A 24639-nucleotide genomic window follows, 5' to 3' on the forward strand; every position below is an offset into this window, starting at 1 on the left:
TAAGTTACACTTAGTATCTATAAACTCTACCAGTCCATCTGCGGGGTATCCCGCACAGCCTGGACCGTCAACAGCGCTTGTTCCACATTGCTATAAATAATATTGCCGACCACTACTGTATCACATAGCGCGGCTACATGCATGGCTTCCTCTGGACCTGTAATTCCGCCTCCATAGAAAAGCTGGCTGTGCTCAACCACTTCCCTGACCTCGCGCACAATCTCCAGATCTCCATAACGTCCGCTATATTCAAGGTAGACCACCGGGAGGTTCATCAGCTTGTCTGCAATCTGCGCATAGGCTCCCGCACCAGCCGCATCCAGCGAGCAGTCGGCACCGGTCAGGCGCGCTACCGAGGAATCACTGTTCAGCACAATATAGCCCTCTGTCAGCAGCAATTCCCATGGGATCAGACTGCCGAAGCGTTCAATCGCCCGGCGGTGATGGCCGAGAATCCATGAAGTATCGTCAGTGTTGAGCACCATGGGAATCATATACAGATCAAAACCGGGCACAGCGGCCTCCAGATCCGAGATTTCCAGCGCGCAAGGCAGGTCATACTGCCGGATTCTCGCAAGCAGACTCACTGTATTCTCATAAGTCACGCCAGTAGAGCCGCCTACGATAATCGCATCGGTTCCCGACTGGCACACAGCGGCCAGTTCCTTGTCACCAAGCACACGGTCCGGGTCCAGCTTGAATACATGCCGCCATGGCCTGATCATTTGCCGCATCTCGTTCATCTTTGTCCATCCTCATTGTTCATCTAAGTGAATATACACACTCCTGCGCTCGCAAAAATCCGTATCTCTAGTCTAAGTCAGCACGAAGGGGGGTGTCAATTTAAAAGAGAACAAAATGCGAACATTTTTTCGCATATTTGCCTTATCCTTCTCCTCGATTAGCGGAGACCCTTAATCCGGTTCAAATCATTTTCCGGGACAAAATCAGTGTAGAACCCGTGTACGCCCAGCCGGGACAGCTCCACAATTTCCTGCTCATCGTTCACGGTATGCACGTAGACTCTGGCGCCCGCTTTTTTCAAGTTACGCACGAAGCTCTTGGTAGCCCTGGTTGTCGGCATCGTGATGTCCACGCCAGTCTGCTTGACGAATTCAATGACCACCTCGTCGCTGTCCTCAGTCTGGTATAGAGTATATATGATTTCCGGAAAAGCGTACACCTGCTTCACAACCTCCAGCATCTCCCGGCTGTAAATCTGCGGAACAATCCGCTCCAGCAGCGCTGGGTCCTTCTTCCGGGCGGCTTCTACAATGAGCTGAAATTGCTTCGTTACCTGCTGCGGCTCCAGCTCCTTCGTGTCCGTTACAATATACGTGTCCGGGTAGATCTCCATCAGATTGACGATTTTTTCAATATCCAGCGGAGAGTAGAGCTCCAGCACCGGGCTGTTCATCACTTCATCGTGAGTCAGCACCTCTCCCTGCTTGTCAGGAGGAAGAACCTCCTGTTGACCCAGTTTCTTACTCATACCTGTAGTCCATTCATGACGGGCCACGAGCTGTTCATCACTGGTAAGCAGCAGGTCCGCCTCAAAGATCCGGGTCCCCTGCTCATAGTTCGCAATAAAAGCGTCCTTGGTATTGGTATACGCCTTGTCATTGATTCCGCCCATGGCATGGGCAATGACCCTGTGGGCCGCGAAGCCTGTAGCTGGCTGTTTTTCTTTTCCTCCAAGCATCAATACAAGCAAAAGTGTAACAGCCCCGATCATAGTAATAGAAGCAATTAGCTTTGTTCTCTTCATGATGGCAGTCTCCTTTGCAAGTAGTAGAGAGTCGGCTGAAAAAAGCAAAAACGGCTGTGTCATCCTCAAGGGGCAGCAACCGTTTTTTAGCGGAGAATAGAATATAGATAAGACCGTGTATTAATAAGCGTTCTTGAAGCCATTACGAATAGTCTTGGCAATAATCCGGATGTCAAACAGCAAAGACCAGTTCTCGATATAGAAAATATCATGCTTGATCCGGTCCTCAATCGAGGTATCCCCGCGCAGACCGTTACTCTGAGCCCAGCCGGTAATCCCCGGCCGCACATGATGCTTAACCATATACTTCGGAATCTCGCCGCGGAACTGCTCTACAAAATAAGGGCGCTCCGGCCGCGGACCAACCACACTCATCTGCCCGAACAGTACATTAAAGAATTGCGGCAGCTCATCCAGACTCGTTCGGCGGATAAACGTACCAAAGCGGGTCCGGCGCGGATCTTCCTTCGTGCTCCAGCCTGTGTCCACTTCACCGTCCGTCTGCATTTTCATGGAACGGAACTTGTACATCATGAAATTACGGCGGTTCAGCCCCACCCGCTCCTGCTTGAAAATCACCGGTCCCGGTGAAGTCAGGCGCACTCCGAGCGCAACAATCAGCATCACCGGAGACAGCATAAGAATGGCGAACAAGGCGAACACAATATCAAACGCACGCTTTGCCATTTTGTTCCCAGCCATATCCAGCGGAATATCGCGCACATTAATCATCGGCATCCCGGCAAAGTTATCGAAATACGGACGGGCCGGCAGGTAATCGAAGAAGTCAGGGATAATCAGCGTCCGCATCCCGGCTTTCTCACAAGTTGCAATAATAGCCGGGTATTTCGAGTGGGCATCCAGCGGCAGCGCCAGAATCACCTCATCGACAGGAAGCATCTCCAGCATAGCCTCCAACTGATCCACTGTACCCAGAATCGGCTTATACCGCTGCTCCTCAATGCCATCCCATTGATGGAAGTCATCCAGGAACCCGATGGCCTCATAGCCCAGCTCCGGATACTGCTCCAGGTTGTTATAGAATCTTTTACCCAATGTGCCTGCTCCAAGAATCAGGACGAACTGGCGGTTGAAGCCTTTTTCACGCAGTGACTTCAGCATCTTCTTCAGCACATAACGGTACAGCATAATGGATAGAATATTGAAGCCCATATAGATCGCCAGGTATTGCCGGGAGATATCAATCTCCCTCAGGAAGAACATCAGGCCCAGCAGGATAAAGATCCCCATGGCATGAACCTGAAAAATCTTGATGAATTCATCAATGAACCGCTTCTTCCGCTTAGGCAAGTATAGAGACACTACAATACCGATCAGTACGGCTATGGCCCCATAGATAATACTCCAGTACCCATAGGATTCTATAGGCAGCGTCCGGTAGGATTCCAGCAAGCCGCTCTTGAACTTCAGCCACCAGGCCGCAAGGAAGGACAACTGGATCACGATAAAGTCGGCTACCATATATAGTTGGGTCAAAAACTTTTGATTCCGGCGAATCATAATCTCACCTCAGCCTTCGATTCATTGCGGATACCAGCTTCCCCGGGAACATTCAGACTCTGTGCGGGTGTAGGTACCTTACGCGGGGTGATTAATGCGTTGCGCAGCAGCGAAAGAGTGAACTTAACGCCGACGCCCGCATAGACCGCTCCATTTATCATACTGTTGTAGCGGCTGCTATAATGCTTCTTATGAAATAAAATCATGGCCCGGTGAAACTCATACACAATCTTGAATGGTCTGCGGCGCGCGCTGCCACCCTTCAGATGTACGATGGACGTCTGCGGATAATAATAGATCCCCCAGCCCGCTTCCTTGATCCGGTAACACCAATCCAGATCCTCTCCATACATAAAAAACGTCTCATCCAGCCCGCCCACCTGCTCAATCGTCTCCCGGCGCAACAGCATGAACGCTCCAACCAGACAATCTACCGGATATTCGTCATCCGGGTCCAGATAGCCCAGCTGATAGCCGTTGAACTTCGGACGGTCCGGAAACAGCTTACTGAAGCCAAAGGCATAATAGAACGAAGCGGACGGGGTCGGGAACCCTCTCCGGCAGGCCTTATCGAGCGACCCATCCGGCAGAATCACCTTACAACCGGACGCGCCAAGATCAAGGCGGCTGTCCATGAACGCAAGCATCGTCTCCAGCGTATCCTTACGGATCACGGTATCTGAATTGAGCAGCAGCACATAACGCCCGGAGGCTACCTCCATCCCCTGGTTATTCCCCTTGGCAAAGCCTACATTCTCCGAATTGGCAATTAACAGCACCTCCGGGAACTCCTTGCTTATCATCTCCACCGAGTCATCCTGGGAGTTATTATCTACTAGAATAATTTCATAGGAATACCTTGTCTCCGAATCATACACCGACCTCAGACAATCCATCGTCAGGCGGCATGTGTTGTAATTTAGAATCAATATACTAACATCTACATTCACTGCTATACTCTCCTGACAAATTTAGTAATCTATCGACAATTATTATAACACAAAAACCCCGCTGATAGGCAGCGCCTATTCAGGGAGGTTTTTACAAGGCTATCAGCCGTTTCAAGAATCTACCCGTGAGTACTCTTTGTTCGGCTCTCTGCCTTGGCGTTTGGCCTTCTCTTGAATATACCGGCGCTTGCGCTTAAGGACAGCTCTCTGTGCGAAAAAGGAAGTCCAGGCTCCCAGCAGCTTAGGCTCCTTCAATAGGGAGTAGCCATGTGCGGCAATCTCATAAGGAAGAGAATTTAGCAGAGTGAGCAGCAGCGTACGTGAGGGCTCGTTCTTGTATATCATTTTATACCGATTAATATAGGAGATTCGCTTGATGAACATCGCTTTACCGCTCCGCCCCGATGTCTTCCAGCCCCGCTCATGGTAGCCTATCGCTTCCGCATCATAGTAGGCCTTCCAGCCGAACAATTCCGCACGCCAAGCCACATCCACATCTTCCTTATAGGCAAAAAAGTCCGCGTCGAAAAACTCCCCCTCCACGCTGATATCCTCAATCATCCGCCGCGAGTACATCGCCGCTGCACCGGAGACACCGAATACTTCGCCAGACTCATTCCACTGGTCAGCAGGCTCTCCCGCTCCACGGTCAAACGCCCGCCGCGCCTTATTCATACGCAGTCCGGTACTATCCACCAACGAATGATCCGCCTTCAGCAGCAGTTTGCCTGTGGCACTCCCGATCCGGGAATCGGCTTCCATCCTGGCGATCAGCTTAGATATATAATCCGGGGCCAGCGTAAGGTCCGGGTTCAGCACCAGTACATAGTCGGTCGTAGTCCCGGCAATCGCCTGATTGTGAGCGGGGGCGAAGCCGGTGTTATGTTCATTTTCCAGAAGGACTAGGGTTGGGCTGGATGTGCTATTTACATAGGCCCCGGGACGAGTCTCTGCTGTTCGTTCATGGTAGAACGCCCGCACCTTCTCCGCCGAACCATCCGAGGACGCATTATCCACCACCACAATCTTTTTGACCGGATAATCCTGACTGAGCACAGCCGACAAGCATTCCGCAATATCATCTGCGCTGTTATAAGTAACAATATGCACACTGACCGTTTTAAGTTTCATGGGGTACCTCGAATTCCATATATTCATTGTTCGAACCTGTTACTCCCCATTATAACGAAAAGAGAGGGGCCGGGCTATGGAAGGTTGTTGAACCGCTCTCATCAAGACTATCGAATTACAATAAGAACCCCCTATCCATTAAGATGGACTAGGGGGTTCTTCAATATATCCTGTAACTACTTCAGCTCCAGCAAAAAGTCTCTCAGCCCTTCACGCCATGGACGGATATCCTGGAACCCGTTGGTACGGATCGCCAGATGCTCCATCACAGAGTTACGCGGGCGCGGCGCCGGACGGGGAAATTGCTCCGTAGCACAAGGCTCAAGCTTGGCTGTAAACTTCATCCCCAGAATATCCTGAGCTTCCACGAAGATGGCCTGAGTGAATTCATACCAGGTGCAAGCCTCGCTGTTCGAAGCATGGTACACACCGTATTTCTCGGTCTGAATAAGCTCAAGCAAAAAGCGTGCTAAATCTACTGTATACGTAGGTGAACCCTTCTGGTCATCCACTACCTGTAGCAATGGTTTTTCCTGTCCCAGCTTCAGTATCGTTTTCACAAAATTATTACCATACTTGCCATACACCCAAGAAGTACGGACGATAAAGAATTTCGATGATAAGGTTTGAACCAAATTCTCACCAGCACGTTTGGATTTTCCATAAATACTCTTAGGATCGGTATTGTCATATTCATGGTAAGGCTGGACACCCATGCCATCGAACACATAATCAGTGCTGATATAGACCAGCTTGGCACCCACCTTCTCTGCAGCAAGCGCCACATTCCGGCTTCCGGTAGCATTAATCAGGTACGCTGCGTCAACATCAGACTCTGCATCATCAACCGCGGTATGGGCCGCACAGTGAATAACAGCATTAGGAGCGAAAGCGCCGATGACCTTCTGGCAATGGTCCAGATCAGTAATATCCATCTCCTGACGGTCACAGCCCAGAACCTCATACCCCTGCCCTTGAAGCAAAAGCATAAGATCCTGCCCCAGTTGCCCGCCAGAGCCTGTGACAAAAACCTTCATCTTCGTCATTACAGGGAGTCCCCCAGACGATTACCGTACTGGAGAGCGGCATATTTCTGGTATTCACCAGATTGAATGCGGGTCCACCATTCTTTGTTATTCAAATACCACTGAATGGTTTCCTTAATGCCAGTTTCGAACGTATGCTTGGGCTTCCATCCCAGCTGGTTCGTAATCTTAGTCGGATCTATACCGTAACGGCGGTCATGTCCAGGACGGTCCTGAACATAAGAAATTAACGAATCTGGTTTGCCCAGCTCCTGAAGTACCGTATTTACGATATGCACATTCGTCCGCTCATTGTTGCCGCCGATGTTGTACACTTCGCCATTAACACCTTCATGAATTACCAGATCAATCGCACTACAGTGATCCTCAACATACAACCAGTCACGGATGTTCATTCCGTCACCATACACAGGCAGCGTCTGATCAGTCAGCGCACGGGAGATCATCAGCGGAATCAGCTTCTCCGGGAACTGATAAGGACCGTAGTTATTGGAGCAACGCGTAATATTAACCGGCAATCCGAATGTTTCATGATAAGCACGAACCAGCAAATCCCCGCCCGCTTTGCTTGCGGAATACGGGCTGTTGGGTGCCAGCGGAGTTTCTTCCGTAAATAGGCCTGTTGTGCCAAGTGTTCCATATACTTCGTCTGTAGACACCTGTACGAATTTAGTTAGTCTGTATTTTTTCGCCGCGTTAAGCAGTACCTGTGTGCCTAGTACATTTGTCTTAACAAAAACATCCGGCTCCAAAATGCTCCGGTCTACGTGTGATTCAGCTGCAAAGTTGACCACAACATCAACTCCTTGACTAAATAGCTTATCTATCCCCTGTACATCCGTAATGTCCACTTTAGCCAACTTATAGTTTGGATGACTCTCAATGAATTTTAGATTTTCCAGATTGCCTGCGTATGTCAAAGCGTCTACGTTAATAACCTTATATTCTGGGTGTTGCTCCAGCATATAGTTCATGAAGTTGCTACCGATAAAGCCGGCTCCGCCGGTGACAATTATTATCATTTTTCACCCTATCCATTCAATGAATATAAATTGACCCTAAAGGTACTAATGTATAATATTCTTAAACAGGTATATGGTGATTAAAAATCCTTGAAGCATTTTTAGCTATTACACAAAAACATTAATATTACAGAAAATATGAATGATAGTAAGTAGCATCAAACAGTCTTAAAAAGTACCCACTAGAGGTATATAGTGGGTGGAGCTGTCTTTCTCCGATTCTTCTCACCTGATATAGGCCGAGAAGGGTATCTTCTTCAAATAGCTCATTCAGCAATTTTTTAACAGTGCCCACACTTAATCCAGAAAATACCTAATGCTATAACTTTCATTGCAGTCTAACGCTTGACGATATACGATTTTATCTACTAAATCCATATTTATCCACTTGTCTTTGGCCATATTAAACACAGTCTTGAACCTTATGCTTGATTCAGATTCCGATAATATGGCCCATACTTGATATACGACACAATACTTTACAATCACCTGCGTGTATCCTCTTTAACGGTAGCATCCAATGGCAACTCGCTAAACAAAACTTTTCTGCACCTCATTGATTTCAAAGTTATATAGATCTTTTAAAACCTACGACAGCCGTTTGAACCTTTGACCACCAACAAATAACACAGAAATTTGATATTGTCTATTTTCGTCAATGCCCATTGCAAAATGGTACCTCGCCACACTGTTCCTCGCACGTGAAGGAAATGCCCAATCCAGGTTATCTCAAGTACGGTAGCAGTAAAATTGCTCACCGTCACTGAGTAAGATTGCTTTCTTCGTAGACTTGGTGGACTTCGCGATCCCGAAACTATTTAGCATTTTCTCGCATGATCACGCTTCTAATTTGGGTATATAATTCACTCTACGCCATCACCTCAGAAATGATTCATATTTATTAATAAATAAATTTTCTAATGGACGACATAAAACTGCAGCACGCACTGGTTTAAAGTCGGACAACTTTTACAATACTCTGGATCTGACGCTTACTACTGGTAGCTTTTGCGGTCTGTCGTACGGCACTTAAGTTCTTGACCGGCCAGACAGACGTACACCTCTCGCTCCATCAAAATTAAACTTCCATTTTGGGAACAGCCCTTGATTGGAATGGAATCTCCGGTGAGTAATAGCGGCAAAAATTTTTCGGCTTTGCAGACCACAACAAGTCGGTGTTGTTAAATACCTTGAATCTAGCGCAATGATCCCCATTCAAAATCCAAAAATCCCCTACTGGCAAACAACACTCAACAAATATGTCAAGAAATAATAGACATTTCAGGGCGTAACATATTCATCCGTTATTAAGATTGTATTTCATCCTGGTCCGGTGGTCCAAAAAACGCCTTCGGGTTTACCGTCAAAAATAGTTTTCTGTATAATAAAGAATTAACGCGGTGCCGTGTGAAATCAAAATCACATAAAGAAGACTGTCGGGACTTCGTCGACAGCCTTGCGCTAAATCTACGATTTAGTATTTAAAGTAATGCTCCCCATACAGTGACAGAACTCCATCATTTCACCTGTATGTTTTATGTTTAATGATGTGCCTTTGGTATCAATAATCTTTTAAAAAAATGAATAACCTATAAACATTGCAAACTAATTTTCAATTGACACATTCATAGGAGAATATTGATAAGTTTTATCATTTGAAATTACTATTAAACTAAATTCCCCTGCCTTTTTCAGTTCTTCAGTCGGAACATTAAAGGAGTACCCACTATTTGTCAAGTTAATATTATTATATGCTGATGATACACTCTCACGTGCAATACCATAATTACCAGAGTAGTATTTCTCTCCAACTTTCAAATAGATGCCACCCGCAACAGTTTCATTAGTTTTATCTAGTGCCCAACCAACAATATTTGTTATTTTGCTATCTTCACTCAGATTTGCTTTTCCTTGCTCTTTGATAGGCTGATTATTAATATAATCTATCCATCCCGTAGGATTCTCAACTTTAGGCAAATTCTTATATTCACTATAATCAACCAGGCTTTCTTTACTATTTTGCAATATATACATACTGTGGTCCCACATTCTCTCAACATTCTCAAAAATAACAACATCAGGATTCACTAATTCCACCAAATTTTGAATTTTATCTAAATTATCCGCGTGAATAAAAGTAAGTTCTGAAAAACTTTCTGCCAGTTCCGGAATTAAGAAACCATAAAAATAGCTATCTCCAAGAATAAGTGCTTTAGGTAAATTCTTATTCAAGTTTTTATAGGAATACGTTACTATCGAATTTCCTAAATTCAACTCATCAAAAATATCATTATTAGTCTGGATTGCAGTAGGAACTTTATTATATTTCAGATCATAATCTTCTTCAGAAAATGGTACTGAATTATAAACCTTGGTTTCACGATAATATTTCTCAATAGTAAAGTCATTCCATGATAAAACATTAACCGTAGGTAAGTATTTTTTTACCCTATCCATAAGTTCTAAATAGCCAATAAAAGCACCGTATTTATTCCAGTGTGCATTATCATAACGTGGTGAATATACAGTTGCCTTTGATTTTGCAGCAATCAATGCTTTCTCGGGAGTGAAAAAATCCAACGAAGTATTACCTTCGATGTATTGTTTCAACATATTTGTTCTGCTAACGTTGCCCACTTTCTTAATTGTTTTGGGATAATTTTCAGGGTATATTGTTTTTTTATCCAAGTTAAACATAGTTAAAAATGGTATTTTTTTATTGATTAGATATCCATTTATTTTTTCTAGCGAATCTCCCCAAGCTTTAAGATCGGCATTACTAGGCAAATTCAAGTGCTGAAAGTCTTTAATTATGTCCGGAGTCACATAATACAACCAGTTGTTTTCCCCAATAATTGTGTCTTTTTTTGTTAATTCTCCAAAAATAACATATTGCAGCTTGGTATTAGTCATTACTAATCTATCCCTTAGCCCCATATTATCATTAAACCAAGTTTCAAAGTCTTTTATAAAGTGAAGATTTATATCTCCGTTAGGTGATTTAAATGCAGGAAAACTGGCTAATACTCGGTTTTCAGCGGTTGACACTTTCCCACTCGTTTTATTCACAAAAATTAAAGGCACAGATATTACTGCAATAAACATCAAAACCATCAAAATGTTTAAATTTCTAGAAGATTTCATATCAATTTCCCCTTCAAAAACGGAAATATATAAAAGGATTATAGGTAGAAGTTGCTAAAAACATCATGCTTATTATCAAAATTATAATAGCATACATATTTTGAATGATCATACTAAATATACTATGATCTCCAAAATCCCCAATAGTATTTTTGAAATACTTCGATATTGGAATAGAGGCGATTACGGCTAATACAAGTGTAGTAATAACCGTTGGGCTCAAATAATATCCAACGCTAAAAGCAGCATTAGTAGAATTACTAAATCCAAACATCACCTTCAAATAATTGATTGCCTGCGTTAAATTACTGGCTCTAAACAATACCCATCCTATGATTACAATTAGAGTTGTATAAAACCAAGAAGCTATCTTAAGCGAACGGATGTCAAAACCCTTATTTTTCAAAATACGTTCTACAATAAGAAATAGTCCGTGCCATAATCCCCATATAACAAAATTCCAAGCAGCTCCATGCCAAAGTCCGGTTACAAAAAAAACAATCAATAAGTTAAAGTAAACATTACCTCTTCTATTACCTCCCAGAGGAATATAGAGATAATCTCTAAACCAGGAAGATAGTGAAATATGCCATCTTCTCCAAAACTCAGTCACTGACTTCGATACATATGGAAAGTCAAAATTTTCCTTAAATTTAAACCCGAACATTCTAGCTAATCCGATGGCCATATCGGAGTAACCAGAAAAATCAAAGTAAATTTGGAATGTATAACATATTGCTCCTACCCATGCAATAGCTGAAGTGTTTTGATCTGCGGATAAGGAAAATATATTATCAGCTACTTGTCCTAACGTATTAGCTATAATAACTTTTTTGCCAAGCCCCATAATAAATCGCCTAACACCATAAGCAAAATCATCTACAGTTGTTAATCGTGAGTCTATTTGGTCATGAACATCTACATATCTAACAATTGGACCAGCAATTAGTTGGGGGAAAAATGCTTTAAACAATGCAAATTTCAATAAATTCTTTTGAACCTCTACTTTATTTAAATATAAATCAATTACATAGGATAGTCCTTGGAACGTAAAAAATGAGATGCCGATTGGTAAAATAATGTTTTTCAATGGTATTTCAAAACCAGAAATACTATTAAAACTAGAAAGGAAGAAATCGAAATATTTAAAATAAAATAGCAATCCGCAGTTTGCTGCTACACCCATAAGCATTATAAATCTACTAGCTCGATTACCCTTTTTCTTAGATAAATGAAGAAGTAATCCAAATCCGTAGTTAATCAAGATGGACAAGATTATTACGAATACAAATTTCGGTTCTCCCCAAGCATAAAAAGCTAAGCTTGCTATTAATAAAAGTCCATTTCTATAGCTTTCCTTTATTAGATAGTAAACAAGTAGCAAAACAGGAAGAAAGCAAAACAAAAAAATAGAGGAACTGAAAACCATCAGGTATTACCTCTTTCCACAAGTTTTGTTGCTAACCTTTTTAAGCTTAAGATACTAAGCTTTTTATTCTTTTAAGTCTGTTAATCACAGAAGATGGTAAATACTTTTTCATTGCCATCTTTAGTTTATTTTTAATAGACTTTTTAACAATCGGTCGCTTCCGCAAATCAGATAAGACGCCGTAATGGGCATTCCCACCACGCATTCTGAAGTATTCAATATTAATTGTTCTAAGCATATAATAAAGATTAGTTACCTCAATTCTCGCGTATGAGTCCGCCATCAACCAAGCTGGATAATAACCCTCGTGTTGCGCAACAAAAGGATAAATTCTCTCAATGGCATGTAGAATTGTACCATCATTATTATTAGGTTCTTTAGGAAAATCTTCGTATTTCCATTCATAATTTATTAATGTGGCGAGCGCCTTTGGTCTAAACCAGAACATTGTTCCCAGAGGAGCAATTGGTTCCTTATTAGGATCCATGTTTACTTTCAGCTTTAATTTATCCGCTAACTGCACTGTGGTATTAAAGTTATTACTCCACTCGCACCCAATAGTAGGATAAAAATCAGCATGATTAGGCGGAGGCGGAGACATAATGCCCAATCTCGGATTTTCTTCGAATGTGTTAATGATGTTATTAACAAAGTGACTGTTTTTCAATACATTTTCAAAACACTTATAGGCAAAAGATTCACCTTTAATATATGGCTCTAATTGTTTTGTTTTCTTATCGTGTGCAAAACAAACATAATCATAGTCAAGCAAAAAATCTTTACAACCAACTAATAATGCACTTATATCTCTACCTCTATTTCCAATCAAAATAACTTCTACTTTTGCAACATTCATTTGCTCAAACACAGTTTCGATCAATCTTTTTTTAGCTTCTGTATTAGTAGTTATATAAACGTCCGTTTCTGGAGGCATTGCTTGAGCATAGTGAAGACAATAATCTATTAAATCCTCAAAATATATATGCATTACTAATGCAATTTTTTTCTTACTTGAACCTTGATTTTCGTTTTTAGATGAAGAAGTTGACAAGATGTAGTTTAAATTCATAGCATTCTTGATATCAGTTTGATTATTCGTTCGTAATATATTATCCCAAATTAGATTAACATCATAATCAGTTTTGTTTTTTATAAATTCATAAAGCTCTAAGGTTTGTTCACCGGTTGTATTGTTAATAAAATCAGCAATTTGATGAAAAAAGCTTCTGCGTTTAAATATTGGGCACTTTCTATTTTTAACCAATTCTAAAGGGCTCATAAGCATAGGATGAAATACATGTTTTTCCAAATCATTTGTATTTACATAAACATCCCATTTGAATCCTTTATCACTAAAAGTTTTTGTGAAAATCGCTTCATGGAAACCGATTGCTTCTTCATAAGAGTTAATCATTTTCATTTCGTTCCAATATCGCTTAAACTCATAACTTTTCAGCATAGTATTACGAACAACAATAAAATGAGATTGTATATGTTCTGGCGTATATCCATATTTAATAGTTCCAAATGGGTCATGGCTCATTTTGTGGTATTTTGTTATTCCCCAAAAATCCAAGTCTCTCTTATCCATCTCATCAAACATTTCCTTAAAAGGATATACTGGACCAAAGATAGTAGAGTTAAATAGAACAAGTTCACTATAATTTTGAAGAACTTCATCTCCTATATATTCCATTCCTTCTTTATATGCCCACACATCAAATCCTTTGTTATCCCTAACTAAAACTTTATCTGTTAAAAGTAGTAATTTGGCTCTTCCTTCAACAGTTAGTTTCCCGTTACAAACTACTAGTAAGTCCTTTAAACTTTTTTTAATATCTGAAAGTAATTTTATTACGTATTCATCTACAATCCCATCTTCATCATAAAAGAAAAATACACCTAAACGATTATTGTCATGAACCAGCAAAACTAAATCCCCCTCATTCCTAATTGATTGATTCCTAACTATATTACTGTTTATAGTCACTTAGGATATCTTCTATTTTTTTACTATCTCCCCATATCCCAGGTGAATCATACGCTCTCTCGGGAAAGGCTCCGTATTCAAGGCGTATTGAAAAATTATTAATCTTTAAAAACTCTTCTACTTTGTCCTTTAAGCTAATCGGAATACCAGAACAACAGTTGATGATCCCTTTGACTTTTGTTTGCATTGCAGCCAAAGAAATTTGTTCGGCCAGTTCCTCTATGGTAATGAAATCGTATTTATTTTCACCAGTAGTGAACGGAAATACTTCTTTCCCTTCCTCTTCTGCTTGAATAATTTTAGAGAACACAGATTTGCTTTTAGCATCATCGCCATAAATATAGAACGCCCTCAACCATTGGAATACAACAGCCTTATCCTGTAATAGTAGACTTAAGGATTGACGCAGACTATTTTTAGCAATTCCATACAATGAATGAGGATTAGTTGGGGTATCCTCATTTATCTCACCTTCAAAATATCCAATCTCATGCATTGTGCCCATAACAGCAACATGTTGCAACCCACCATCAACCATGCTGCGTATGAATTTATAGTGGGAGTATAGGTTTTGCAAATGCGACTCTGAATTATGAACGAACCCATCCCTCCAGGCTAAATGTAGGCAGACATCGGGTTTGCCTAATTCTTCATAAATATTGTCATAGTCTGCAAAAATATTAAATTCAAATTTCTTTGCTCTTTCATCAATAAACTCTGTATTATAATCAACCGCAGATACTTGAACACCAAGATTCAGTAAGTACTTTACAACAAACCTACCTATATACCCTCCCGCACCAGTAACTAATATTGTTTTATTTTTATACATTTCCGCACTCCCAACTAAATAATAGTGTATATTTAATTACTCAAGCATTTTGGTAAGCCTCAAATACTTCATCAACTGTTCCTACCGCCTTAATTTCTCCTTTATCTAGCCAAATGGCATTCCTGCAAACCTTTTTCACTTGCTCAAATGAATGTGACACTAATATTAGAGTGGCTCCCGCTGAAGTCATTTTATCCATTCTTTCTTCACATTTTTCCTGGAATGCAGCATCGCCTACTGCCAAAATTTCATCAACAATAAGTACATCTGGATCAACTATTGTAGCAATAGAAAAACCCAGTCTGGCAATCATCCCAGATGAAAAATTCTTCAATGGAACATCTACAAAGTCGTGTAATTCTGAAAATTCTATAATATCCTCATATCGTTCTATCAAGAACTTTTTAGAATAACCCAACAGTGCACCATTAAGAAATATGTTCTCTCTTGCTGTTAATTCCATATCGAATCCCGCTCCCAACTCGATTAAAGGAGCAACCGACCCTATAACAGAAACTTTACCGGTAGTAGGACGGAAAATTCCAGATATAATCTTCAAAATCGTGCTTTTTCCAGACCCATTGCTTCCTACTATGGCAAATGAATCACCTTTTTCAACCTTAAATGATACATTTTTCAGGGCATAGAATTCATCATGATTGACATCACGTTTCAGTAATTTTATAAAATATTCCTTAAGACTATTTATTTTCTCTTTTTCCAAATTAAATTTCATTGAAACATCAGTTACTTCAATTGCATAGTCCAATGTAGTCCAATTCCTTTCATTGGTTTCAAATGTGAAGAACAAAATTTTTCTGATTCTTATAAAAAATCGTTAAACCAAGCCCTAGTGAGATCAAAGAAAACAGAATACACATAAAGTTTGTGTGAAAATCAGGAAGCTGATTATATAACACGACATCACGGAATGCTTCAACATAATAATACAGTGGATTACTATAAATTATTGTTTTTACATAATCAGGAACAATGCTAATGGGATAAAAAATAGGAGTGAGATATGTCCAAGCCGATAATAATATGGTATAGAGGTGTAGCATATCTCGAAAATACACTGCTAAAACAGACATAATTAGCCCCATACCAATTGAAAAAATCAAAATACACAAAAGAGGAAAAGGAAAAAAAAGAACCTCTGGGGTTATTTTCACTCCAGTAAATAATATAACTATAAAAATAGCTACTAAAGAAAATAAAAGCGTCACAAATGATGAAAGCACTCTGGAAACAGGGAAAATGTACTTAGGTACGTACACCTTTTTAATTAAGGAGCCTCCACTCAATATTGAAGTCATCGACATTGAAGTTGATTCAGAGAAAAATGTAAATATAATCTGTCCCGATAACAAATATACAGGATAGTTAGGGATATCAAACTTGAAGAAACTAGAAAATACAGCAGTCAATACAATCATCATCAGTAATGGGCTAAGCAAACTCCATAAATAACCCAAAAACGATCGTCTATATTTAACTTTTAAGTCGCGTGCTACAAACTCACGCAACAACCCTTTATATTTCCAGAAATTTTTTAGATATCTCAATTGAAATCATTCCTTATTCTTATCTCTATTTATCATCAAATTCATAAGCAATTTTTTTCATGTAGGATTCTAAGGAAATCATCCAGTGCGGCAGGCGAACGAAGCCATTAATATCCAACGCCCTTTTTGACATAGTAGAATTTTTAGGGCGTATCACATTAACCGGGTACATATCAGTGGTAATAAAATTCACTTTTGTTGGAAGATTAGCTAGTCTAAATATCTCAACTGCAAATTCAGCCCAGCTACAAAAACCTTCATTCGTGGCATGATAAACTCCATATTTTTCAGTCTTTATCATGCTAACTATTAATTTAGAAAGATCAGCAGTATACGTTGGAGATCCCACTTGATCAGATACTACATCGACTGACTCCTGTTTCTTACCAATTCGTAACATGGTACTAACAAAATTTTTTCCGCTAACTCCGTAAGCCCATGAAGTTCTTATTATGAAGAACTTATCAGTTTTTCTCATCACTTCGAACTCGCCGTCTAATTTTGATCTACCATAAACTGAAAGGGGACCTGGTTTAGAATCAATCTCATATGGTTCTGCACTATCACCGGAAAAAACATAATCTGTACTTATATATACAAGCTTTGCGTTAATACTGTTGCACAACATTGCAATATTGCCTGTGGCATCAACGTTTATACATCTGCATTTCTCGACTTCCAATTCTGCCTTTTCAACATCCGTAAAAGCGGCGGAATGAATCACAACATCTGGCATGTACTCCAAGAATACATCCCTTGTAGATTGAAAATCAGTTAAATCCAACTTGTTTATATCCAGCCCCGTGTAATTAAACCCTTCATTTTCCAACTCAAGAATTACATCTGAACCAAGTTGTCCTTTTGCTCCGGTCACTAAAACTCTCATATAATTTGTACTCCTAAGCATATCAGCATATTTAAAGTACCGTAAGTTTGAATGTTGCTTTCTACACTAAAGAATTCCCAATTGATATTCACCGTTCTTCACTCGATTCAGCCAAATCTGGTTATCGAGATACCACCTTATTGTCCTACGGATACCTTCTTCAAACATAACTGTAGGTTCCCAATTTAATTCATCTTTCATTTTATTTGGATTTATAGCGTATCTTTTGTCATGCCCCAATCTATCTTCAACATATTGAATTAAAGTACTAGGTTTCCCAAGTTCATCTAAAATTATTTTAATTATATCAATATTTGTTTTTTCATTATGTCCGCCAACATTGTAAACTTCTCCAGCCTTACCGGAATGAAGTACAATATCAATCGCAATACAATGATCCTCTACATAAAGCCAATCTCTCACATTTAATCCATCCCCATAAACAGGAAGCGTTTTATCTTCCAGAGCATTCGAGATCATAAGCGGTATAAGTTTCTCTGGGAACTGATAAGGCCCATAATTATTTGAACATCGTGTGATCGAAGTGTTTAATCCAAAAGTCTCATGATAAGCTCTCACAAACATATCCGCTGAGGCCTTACTTGCAGAGTATGGGCTATTAGGTGCAAGAGGAGTTGTTTCTTCAAAGTACCCGGTTTCTCCCAATGAACCATAAACCTCATCAGTGGATACTTGAACAAATCTAGCATCTGGATTAGAGGCCCAATGATTCTTTGCAGCATCCAGCAATGTCTGTGTACCAAGAATATTAGTTTCCAGAAAAACTTGAGGGTTGACAATACTACGATCCACATGAGATTCAGCGGCAAAATTCACTACACCATCAGGCTGGTATTCATCAAAAAGGCCATTAACCAACTGTGCATCGCAAATATCTCCCTTAACAAATACATGAGACTCGTTTCCTTCAATACTCTTGAGGTTATCCAAATTGCCTGCATACGTTAGAGAATCAAGGTTAATTATTTTGTAATGTGGATATTTCGAAACCATGTGTAATACAAAATTACTACCGATAAACCCTGCGCCACCTGTAACCAATATAGTCTTTGGAGCTCCACTTTCTTGCTCACTATCTACCATCTGATTTTTGTTAATAGCCAATTCATTCTTCCCCTTAATATTAAAATATGACACTCATTAAAAACTGCAGAGATTAAAATCCTAATTCCTTCAACGTCTTTAGTCCCTTATCTTTCTCAGAAAGAAGTACATCCTTAATATCATTTAAGTGCCAATCGATGTTCAATTCCGGATCATTCCAGAGTATGCCACTTTCAAATTCAGGACGGTAGTAATTAGTACACTTGTACACAAATTCCGCTTCATCAGATAAGACCACAAATCCGTGTGCAAAACCTTCAGGTACATAGAATTGCTTTTTATTATCACCCGATAGTAATACACCAAGCCATTCTTTATATGTGGGGGATCCTTTCCGTAAATCGACAGCAACATCAAAAACTTCACCGGATAAGACTCTAACTAATTTCCCCTGAGGATATTGGGTCTGGAAGTGCAAGCCCCGGAGAACACCTTTTTTTGATTTCGACTGATTATCCTGAACAAAAGTCATATCTAAACCTTCAGACTTAAAATCATTATAATTATAAGTTTCCATAAAGTATCCTCTATCATCGCCAAAAACCCGGGGTTCAATAACCACTAAATCTTCAATATGCGTTTTAACAAAATTGAAATGTCCCATAAGTTCCCTCCAAAAATAACATTTTTCATTTTATAGTAGAGAATATAAAATCTCAGATGAAGTCATCAGCAACCTGTACTAAATATTTACCGTATTCGGTTTTCAAAAGTGGTGTCGCTAAAGTTAGCAACTGATCCTTTGAAATATATTTTTTCTTGAATGCTATCTCTTCTAAACAGGCGACATAAAGCCCCTGTCTTTTTTGAATTGCTTCGACAAAGTTGCTTGCTTCCAGCATAGCATCATGAGTACCCGTATCCATCCATGCCATACCTCTTCCCAACAGTTTAACGTTCAGCATACCTCTACGCAAATATTCATTGTTAATCTCAGTAATTTCTAGTTCTCCGCGTGCTGAAGGTTTAATCCCCTTTGCAATCTCTACTACCTGATTGTCATAAAAATACAGACCAGGAACTGCGTAATTAGACATAGGATTCAGCGGCTTTTCTTCTATTGATAAAACTTTACCATTCGCATCCGATTCAATTACCCCGTATGCCTCTGGGTTCTTAACAAAGTAACCAAAAATCGTGGCACCACTTTGTATTTCAGCAGCTTCTTTAAGAAATTTACCAAAGCTCTGTCCATAAAAAATATTATCTCCAAGTATCAGTGAGACAGGTTCCCCTCCAATAAATTCTTCACCTATAATGAATGCTTCTGCTAAGCCCCTTGGTTCATCTTGTATAGCATAGGAAATTTGTAATCCTAAATGACCACCATCTCCGAACAACTCTTTAAAACCCTTTATATCTCTGGGAGTTGAAATAATCAAAATCTCTTGAATTCCAGCAAGCATCAATACTGACATAGGATAATAAATCATAGGTTTATCATAAACCGGAATAATTTGTTTAGATATGGCAATTGTTAGAGGGTAAAGTCTTGTTCCAGAACCTCCAGCTAATATAATCCCCTTCATAACAAAATAAACCCCTTTCGACAATCAAGTAGTTTTATGTATTTCCTCATTCTGTAAAAATCATTTTTTACTAACTCTAAGAGCCTGCATATGCTAAAATATCCTCGTACCTACAGATAAAGGAGATTATAAACGTGTCGAAACCAGTATACGGTAAAAATGCGGTTCAGTCGAGAAATGTTGAAAAGATATCCAGTTACATATGGGGACTTGCGATTCTGTTTATTGTTTTTTTGGTCTGGGCCCCGTTTCAAGTGGGATTGTTTAATGGGCAGCAGATTGACTTCGAGAAGCCGATCTATCTGTCTTCGTTGCTGAGCAGCTTGTTGCTGCTGGTGTGGGTAGGCTTGTACTTCACTAAGTTCAAGCTGGAGGGACAGCGTGATGCGCTGGCTGTGGCCTCGCTGCTGTTGCCTGCTACCTATGCGTTGTCGCTTATTGGCGCTGCTTCGCATTATATGGCGATGAACCTGCTGTTTGTACAGAGCATGTATGTCGCAATATTCATTATAGCGTTATATTTGCTCCAGCAAAAGCAACTAAATGTTGTCATTCAAAATGCCATTCTGGCGATCGCTTATTTCATCGTCGGTTTCGGTCTGCTGAACTGGCTTGGCAGCTGGAAATTTGCCGGGGGGCTGATAGGCTGGTTCTCCAATACGGTGCGTGATGGTAAATACTTGGATGCAGTCATGACGGACTCTAACGGTCTGCGTTTGACCTCCATTTTCCAGTATGCCAATACTTATGCAGCCTTCCTCATGGCCTTCCTGTTCGTGGCGGTGTATGCACTGGTCCGCTCCAAAAAGTGGTACGGCATGCTGACGCACAGCTTCATGCTGGTACCGATTATTGTATCGCTCCTGCTGACCTTGTCTCGCGGCGGACTTGTCATGCTGCCTGTAGTATTCATTCTGTTGCTGCTGTTCCTGAAGCCTGCGCAGCAGATTCTCTGGATTATTCATCTTGCGCTTTCTGGCCTTGCGGCTCTGCTGGTCACTAACCCTCTGACTTCACTTGGAACAGAGTTAAATACTACTTACACCTCATCCGCAGCACTTAAGGCTTGGGCGTATCTACTCGGTGCATCAGCGGTCGTTGCTGCTCTGGGTTGGGTGATTCAACGTTATGTTGCACCTTGGCTGCATGAGAAGCTGGGAGGCTCAGAAACCCGCAAATTCACAGGACTATGGATTCCACTCGGCTCAGTCGTGGCTGTAGCTGTCGTTGCTTTCCTGTTGATTGGGACTAGCGTCCGCAGTATTTTGCCGGATAACATCGAGACGCGGCTGGAGAACATCAACTTCAAGCAGCATAGCGTATTAGAACGTTTTACTTTCTACAAGGATGCCATGAAGGTAGTGAAGGATTATCCTATTCTCGGATCAGGCGGAGGCGGCTGGTCTGCCTTATATGAAGAGTACCAGAACAACCCTTATGTAAGCCGTCAGGTTCATAACTTCTTCCTGCAGTATTTGATCGAAGTTGGGATTGTCGGGTTCATTGTATTTATGGGCTTTATCGGATATATTTTCTACAAATACATCCGTGCCTACCTGAAGCGTGACAAGGATGAGTTCCATAACGGGTTCTTTTTCTATATTATTGCACTGTCAATTCTAATACACAGTCTACTGGACTTTAACATGAGTTATGCGTTCATGGGTATTATGGTGTTCATCGGTTTAGCTGGTATGGGCGCTGTAATGGATAACAAACCGCTCCGCCAGAGCTGGAATAAAGCCGGAATTCGGATGGGATACATGGCTGTACTGACCATCGGGACGATATTCCTGCTGTTCCTGTCGATCAACTACATCGGGTCCAGCGATGCTGCTCTCAAGGGTAAAAATTTAGTTTCGGTTAGTACTTCTTATGAGGAGATCAAAACTCCTTTGGTCAAAGCATTAGATGCCCGTCCATACCATCCGGAAGCAGCATTATACTTGTCCACTCTTGACATGCAGGTATTCAAGCAAATTCAAGATGAGCAGTATCTGTCTGAAGCATCCAATGTGTTGACGCGCGCTCTGAAAGATGAGCCTTACAACAAAAATCTATTGGCTCAATTGGCCAGCTATTACGATCTGAAGGGCCAACCTGACATGGCATTGGCAGTATACAGTGACAATGCCTACAAGTTCAACTGGGATATCACGTGGTATGAATCATTGATTACCCGCGCCCAGACACTTGCTACAGCAGCTAGTGAGCAGAAGGATGAGGCCAAGAAACAGGAATACCTCACCGCTGGACTGGATGCGTATAAGCATGTTGTGGATGGCGTAGAGCATTTAAAAACCTTGCCTCCTGAGCAGCTGCAGGGCCGTCCTTTCTCAGTTACCCCTGCCATTGCACTAAATGTGGGTAAGCTACAGGTCATCTCAGGACAAAATGATGTGGCTGCTGCTACGTTGAAGCTTGGTTTAAGTGACGATTACAGTGATACCGCTAACCGCGAAGTAGCTCGCTGGTATTTGGCGGCACTGAAGAAAGCAGGAGCAGCAGTCGATCAGCCAGTCTATGACAAGCTGGTTGCCGCAGATCCGGCTGAGGCCGCAGCCATTGAGGCTGTTGTGAATACGCAGTACTGATCGGAATAACAAAACAGATATACAAAAAAGCGGCTTACTGCCTGAGTACAGTGGGCCGCTTTTTTATGACGATTTAGGGAAGGCTAGATAAGAATAAGTATGAATATAAGTAATAGTTTGATTACCTGCTAAACAGTCTCTCCTCGTTCTCAATAACTTCCTTCAAATACTCTAGCAGCCCTTCCTTAAGCTCCTCATGCTGAAGCGCGTAATGAATGCTTGTCTGGATAAAACCCATCTTCTCGCCGACATCATGCCGTCTGCCTTCGAAGTCATAAGCTATAATCCGCTCCACTTCACTTAGACGGGAGATCGCATCCGTAAGCTGAATTTCCCCACCTACACCTACCTGCTGTTCACCGAGCATATCAAAGATACGTGGAGTCAGTATATAACGTCCCAGGATCGCCAGGTTGGACGGAGCGTCCTCACGCTTAGGCTTTTCTACAAGCCTGTTGGCTTTATAGACACGTTCTGCTAATTCAGATCCGTCTACCACCCCGTAACGGGAAACATCCTCCCAAGGTACGGGTTGAACGCCGACGATGGAGGATCTGTACTGCTCGTACACTTCGATCATCTGCTTCAGGCAGGGCTTGTTCGACTCCACGATGTCATCACCCAGCAGGACAGCGAAGGGCTCGTTACCGATGAACTTCCTGGCGCACCAGATGGCATGTCCGAGGCCGCGCGGTTCTTTTTGGCGGATGTAGTGAATGTCAGCCATTTCGGAGGATTTGCGTACCGATTCCAGCAGTTCCCACTTCTGCTTCTCTGCCAAATTGAATTCCAATTCGAATGAATTATCGAAATGGTCTTCGATTGCGCGCTTGCCTTTACCCGTCACAATAATGATATCTTCAATCCCAGAAGCAACTGCTTCTTCCACAATATATTGAATCGTTGGTTTGTCTACGATGGGCAGCATTTCTTTGGGCATCGCTTTGGTCGCAGGCAGGAAGCGTGTTCCCAGACCGGCAGCGGGAATAATCGCTTTACGGATCTTCATCTCATGGCTCCTTTAACAGATATACTCATAATCTCAATTATAACAGTTCCTGCTGATTTTGGGCAGTATACTAAGGCAGGGACAAACCGGAACGAAGATCTCTGGGTGAACACCCGGCATTGACGGTGCAATTGGATGTTGATATAACAGCACTATACAGCACTTCCATTCGAAGAGGAGGATATCCATGTTAGACTTATCCAGTCCGGTATGGCAACAGCTGCACGGCCCTTTTGGTACGGCTGAAGCGGTACCCGGGTTATTGCAGCAGTTGCAAGACGATTATACCAAAGAAATTAAGGACGAGCTGTATTGGGAGCATCTGTTCCATCAAGACACGATCTACAGCTGCACTTTTGCCGCAGTTCCTTACTTGTCGCAGCTTGCCAGGCAGTCGGATGACCCCGAAGTAAAACTGGATGTTTACGTGAACTGCGGGATCTTCCTGACGAATCAGCTGACAGTGAACAGCGAAAATCTTCCTGCTGAATTTGCTCATCAGAACCCGCCGCTTGCTGAGGAGCTTGTTCAAGAGATTTATACGGCCTACCTCTCCGCTGTGGATCATCTGGGCAAGCTGTCAGAAGAGATCTTCCGCTATGCGAGAGCGGCTCATAAGGATGACCAGGAGAAGCGTTACATTCTCGCAGCGGATGCTGCTTACCGGGGAGATCGGGCAGTAGCAGGTATATTGTTGACCTATTCGGAAGGCGATGAATACATGGTCGGATGCCCGAGCTGTTATGAGGAAATGTATATTTGGCCGAATGAGAACAGCCCCGGGATGACCGCCTATTCTGACGACCCGGTATTCAACGGCAAGGAGAATGGTCAAGCTGTTACGCCTTCCGAGATTGGCAGTGTCCGGCCGGAAGACAGCCCGTTAGCACGCCTATGGCAAGCAGCTCATACCATCAAGAACGGTCAACTCCTGGAGCAACTTCCCTATCTCTGCGGTCATGTGTCCTGTCCAGCCTGTGGTGAAGCTCTGGACATCTGGCCAGAGCTGTTCCCGTTGTAAGAAAGAGTGGATGGGTAAAAGGTTTGGTTGGCTGGATAGTGTGGAGGATACAAAAACAGGCCCGGAAGAATCGG

The 24639-nt window shown here is 41.7% G+C and carries 20 protein-coding genes; 2 read left to right on the plus strand and 18 right to left on the minus strand.

Features of this window, described 5'->3' with window-relative positions; genetic code table 11:
- Window positions 1-26: 26 nt before the first annotated feature.
- The 17 genes from C173_RS00050 to rfbA all read right to left on the minus strand — a co-directional run bounded on the left by C173_RS00050 (window position 27) and on the right by rfbA (window position 19941).
- Window positions 27-734 (minus strand): heptaprenylglyceryl phosphate synthase, encoded by a 708-nt coding sequence (locus tag C173_RS00050; protein WP_036721273.1) that lies wholly within the window; start codon window positions 732-734, stop codon window positions 27-29.
- 167 nt (window positions 735-901) lie between these two features.
- Window positions 902-1768 (minus strand): phosphatidylinositol-specific phospholipase C/glycerophosphodiester phosphodiesterase family protein, encoded by an 867-nt coding sequence (locus C173_RS00055; RefSeq protein WP_036721085.1) that lies wholly within the window; start codon window positions 1766-1768, stop codon window positions 902-904.
- A gap of 120 nt (window positions 1769-1888) precedes the next feature.
- On the minus strand, window positions 1889-3289 hold the full coding sequence (locus C173_RS00060) for an undecaprenyl-phosphate glucose phosphotransferase (protein ID WP_036721088.1): 1401 nt from the start codon (window positions 3287-3289) through the stop codon (window positions 1889-1891).
- Window positions 3286-4239, minus strand: a complete 954-nt coding sequence (locus C173_RS00065; protein ID WP_036721091.1) for a glycosyltransferase family 2 protein — start codon at window positions 4237-4239, stop codon at window positions 3286-3288. The genes C173_RS00060 and C173_RS00065 overlap by 4 nt, the downstream gene beginning before the upstream one ends.
- A gap of 111 nt (window positions 4240-4350) precedes the next feature.
- Complete coding sequence (locus C173_RS00070) at window positions 4351-5370, minus strand: glycosyltransferase family 2 protein (protein WP_036721094.1); 1020 nt, start codon at window positions 5368-5370, stop codon at window positions 4351-4353.
- Between the two features lie 176 nt (window positions 5371-5546).
- Window positions 5547-6407 (minus strand): dTDP-4-dehydrorhamnose reductase, encoded by an 861-nt coding sequence (gene rfbD / locus C173_RS00075; RefSeq protein WP_036721276.1) that lies wholly within the window; start codon window positions 6405-6407, stop codon window positions 5547-5549.
- An 8-nt stretch (window positions 6408-6415) separates the two neighbouring features.
- Window positions 6416-7438: a dTDP-glucose 4,6-dehydratase gene (gene rfbB, locus C173_RS00080; RefSeq protein WP_036721097.1), complete on the minus strand. Its 1023-nt coding sequence runs from the start codon at window positions 7436-7438 to the stop codon at window positions 6416-6418.
- 1605 nt (window positions 7439-9043) lie between these two features.
- Window positions 9044-10582 carry a hypothetical protein gene (locus C173_RS00090; protein ID WP_036721102.1) on the minus strand — a complete coding sequence of 513 codons (1539 nt, stop codon included), beginning with the start codon at window positions 10580-10582 and terminating at the stop codon, window positions 9044-9046.
- Window positions 10583-10595: 13 nt separating this feature from the next.
- Complete coding sequence (locus tag C173_RS00095; protein ID WP_036721104.1) at window positions 10596-12011, minus strand: MBOAT family O-acyltransferase; 1416 nt, start codon at window positions 12009-12011, stop codon at window positions 10596-10598.
- Window positions 12012-12057: 46 nt separating this feature from the next.
- Window positions 12058-13941: a rhamnan synthesis F family protein gene (locus C173_RS00100; protein WP_036721106.1), complete on the minus strand. Its 1884-nt coding sequence runs from the start codon at window positions 13939-13941 to the stop codon at window positions 12058-12060.
- A 43-nt stretch (window positions 13942-13984) separates the two neighbouring features.
- Complete coding sequence (locus C173_RS00105) at window positions 13985-14833, minus strand: NAD-dependent epimerase/dehydratase family protein (protein WP_036721108.1); 849 nt, start codon at window positions 14831-14833, stop codon at window positions 13985-13987.
- Between the two features lie 40 nt (window positions 14834-14873).
- Entirely contained in the window at window positions 14874-15602 is a 729-nt protein-coding gene (locus tag C173_RS00110; protein WP_036721111.1) for an ABC transporter ATP-binding protein, read from the minus strand.
- 25 nt (window positions 15603-15627) lie between these two features.
- Entirely contained in the window at window positions 15628-16401 is a 774-nt protein-coding gene (locus C173_RS00115) for an ABC transporter permease (RefSeq protein ID WP_036721114.1), read from the minus strand.
- Window positions 16402-16426: 25 nt separating this feature from the next.
- Entirely contained in the window at window positions 16427-17287 is an 861-nt protein-coding gene (gene rfbD, locus C173_RS00120) for a dTDP-4-dehydrorhamnose reductase (RefSeq protein WP_036721116.1), read from the minus strand.
- A gap of 66 nt (window positions 17288-17353) precedes the next feature.
- Window positions 17354-18391: a dTDP-glucose 4,6-dehydratase gene (gene rfbB, locus C173_RS00125; RefSeq protein WP_051477723.1), complete on the minus strand. Its 1038-nt coding sequence runs from the start codon at window positions 18389-18391 to the stop codon at window positions 17354-17356.
- Window positions 18392-18464: 73 nt separating this feature from the next.
- Entirely contained in the window at window positions 18465-19016 is a 552-nt protein-coding gene (gene rfbC / locus C173_RS00130; protein WP_036721118.1) for a dTDP-4-dehydrorhamnose 3,5-epimerase, read from the minus strand.
- Between the two features lie 52 nt (window positions 19017-19068).
- The gene (gene rfbA / locus C173_RS00135; protein WP_036721120.1) at window positions 19069-19941 is read right to left on the minus strand and encodes a glucose-1-phosphate thymidylyltransferase RfbA; all 873 of its coding nucleotides are present in this window, start codon (window positions 19939-19941) and stop codon (window positions 19069-19071) included.
- Between the two features lie 134 nt (window positions 19942-20075).
- Here rfbA and C173_RS00140 point away from each other — a divergent pair, with 134 nt between their 5' ends.
- Window positions 20076-22535 (plus strand): O-antigen ligase family protein, encoded by a 2460-nt coding sequence (locus C173_RS00140; protein ID WP_036721124.1) that lies wholly within the window; start codon window positions 20076-20078, stop codon window positions 22533-22535.
- A gap of 121 nt (window positions 22536-22656) precedes the next feature.
- Here C173_RS00140 and galU read toward each other — a convergent pair whose 3' ends face one another.
- On the minus strand, window positions 22657-23544 hold the full coding sequence (gene galU / locus C173_RS00145) for a UTP--glucose-1-phosphate uridylyltransferase GalU (RefSeq protein WP_036721126.1): 888 nt from the start codon (window positions 23542-23544) through the stop codon (window positions 22657-22659).
- Window positions 23545-23731: 187 nt separating this feature from the next.
- Between galU and C173_RS00150 the strand changes: the two genes are divergently transcribed.
- Window positions 23732-24565: a hypothetical protein gene (locus tag C173_RS00150; RefSeq protein ID WP_036721128.1), complete on the plus strand. Its 834-nt coding sequence runs from the start codon at window positions 23732-23734 to the stop codon at window positions 24563-24565.
- Window positions 24566-24639 lie beyond the last annotated feature (74 nt).

Source organism: Paenibacillus sp. FSL R7-277 (genome assembly GCF_000517965.1).
GTDB classification, from domain to species: domain Bacteria; phylum Bacillota; class Bacilli; order Paenibacillales; family Paenibacillaceae; genus Paenibacillus_AQ; species Paenibacillus_AQ silagei.

Excerpts from the sequence above, each read along its gene's own strand:
- galU (WP_036721126.1), bottom strand. The coding sequence starts at position 23,544 with ATGAAGATCCGTAAAGCGATTATTCCCGCTGCCGGTCTGGGAACACGC.
- C173_RS00060 (WP_036721088.1), bottom strand. The coding sequence starts at position 3,289 with ATGATTCGCCGGAATCAAAAGTTTTTGACCCAACTATATATGGTAGCC.
- C173_RS00150 (WP_036721128.1), top strand. The coding sequence starts at position 23,732 with ATGTTAGACTTATCCAGTCCGGTATGGCAACAGCTGCACGGCCCTTTT.
- rfbB (WP_036721097.1), bottom strand. The coding sequence starts at position 7,438 with ATGATAATAATTGTCACCGGCGGAGCCGGCTTTATCGGTAGCAACTTC.
- C173_RS00055 (WP_036721085.1), bottom strand. The coding sequence starts at position 1,768 with ATGAAGAGAACAAAGCTAATTGCTTCTATTACTATGATCGGGGCTGTT.
- C173_RS00070 (WP_036721094.1), bottom strand. The coding sequence starts at position 5,370 with ATGAAACTTAAAACGGTCAGTGTGCATATTGTTACTTATAACAGCGCA.
- rfbD (WP_036721116.1), bottom strand. The coding sequence starts at position 17,287 with ATGAGAGTTTTAGTGACCGGAGCAAAAGGACAACTTGGTTCAGATGTA.
- rfbC (WP_036721118.1), bottom strand. The coding sequence starts at position 19,016 with ATGGGACATTTCAATTTTGTTAAAACGCATATTGAAGATTTAGTGGTT.
- rfbD (WP_036721276.1), bottom strand. The coding sequence starts at position 6,407 with ATGAAGGTTTTTGTCACAGGCTCTGGCGGGCAACTGGGGCAGGATCTT.
- C173_RS00105 (WP_036721108.1), bottom strand. The coding sequence starts at position 14,833 with ATGTATAAAAATAAAACAATATTAGTTACTGGTGCGGGAGGGTATATA.
- C173_RS00050 (WP_036721273.1), bottom strand. The coding sequence starts at position 734 with ATGCGGCAAATGATCAGGCCATGGCGGCATGTATTCAAGCTGGACCCG.
- C173_RS00090 (WP_036721102.1), bottom strand. The coding sequence starts at position 10,582 with ATGAAATCTTCTAGAAATTTAAACATTTTGATGGTTTTGATGTTTATT.
- rfbA (WP_036721120.1), bottom strand. The coding sequence starts at position 19,941 with ATGAAGGGGATTATATTAGCTGGAGGTTCTGGAACAAGACTTTACCCT.
- C173_RS00095 (WP_036721104.1), bottom strand. The coding sequence starts at position 12,011 with ATGGTTTTCAGTTCCTCTATTTTTTTGTTTTGCTTTCTTCCTGTTTTG.
- rfbB (WP_051477723.1), bottom strand. The coding sequence starts at position 18,391 with ATGGTAGATAGTGAGCAAGAAAGTGGAGCTCCAAAGACTATATTGGTT.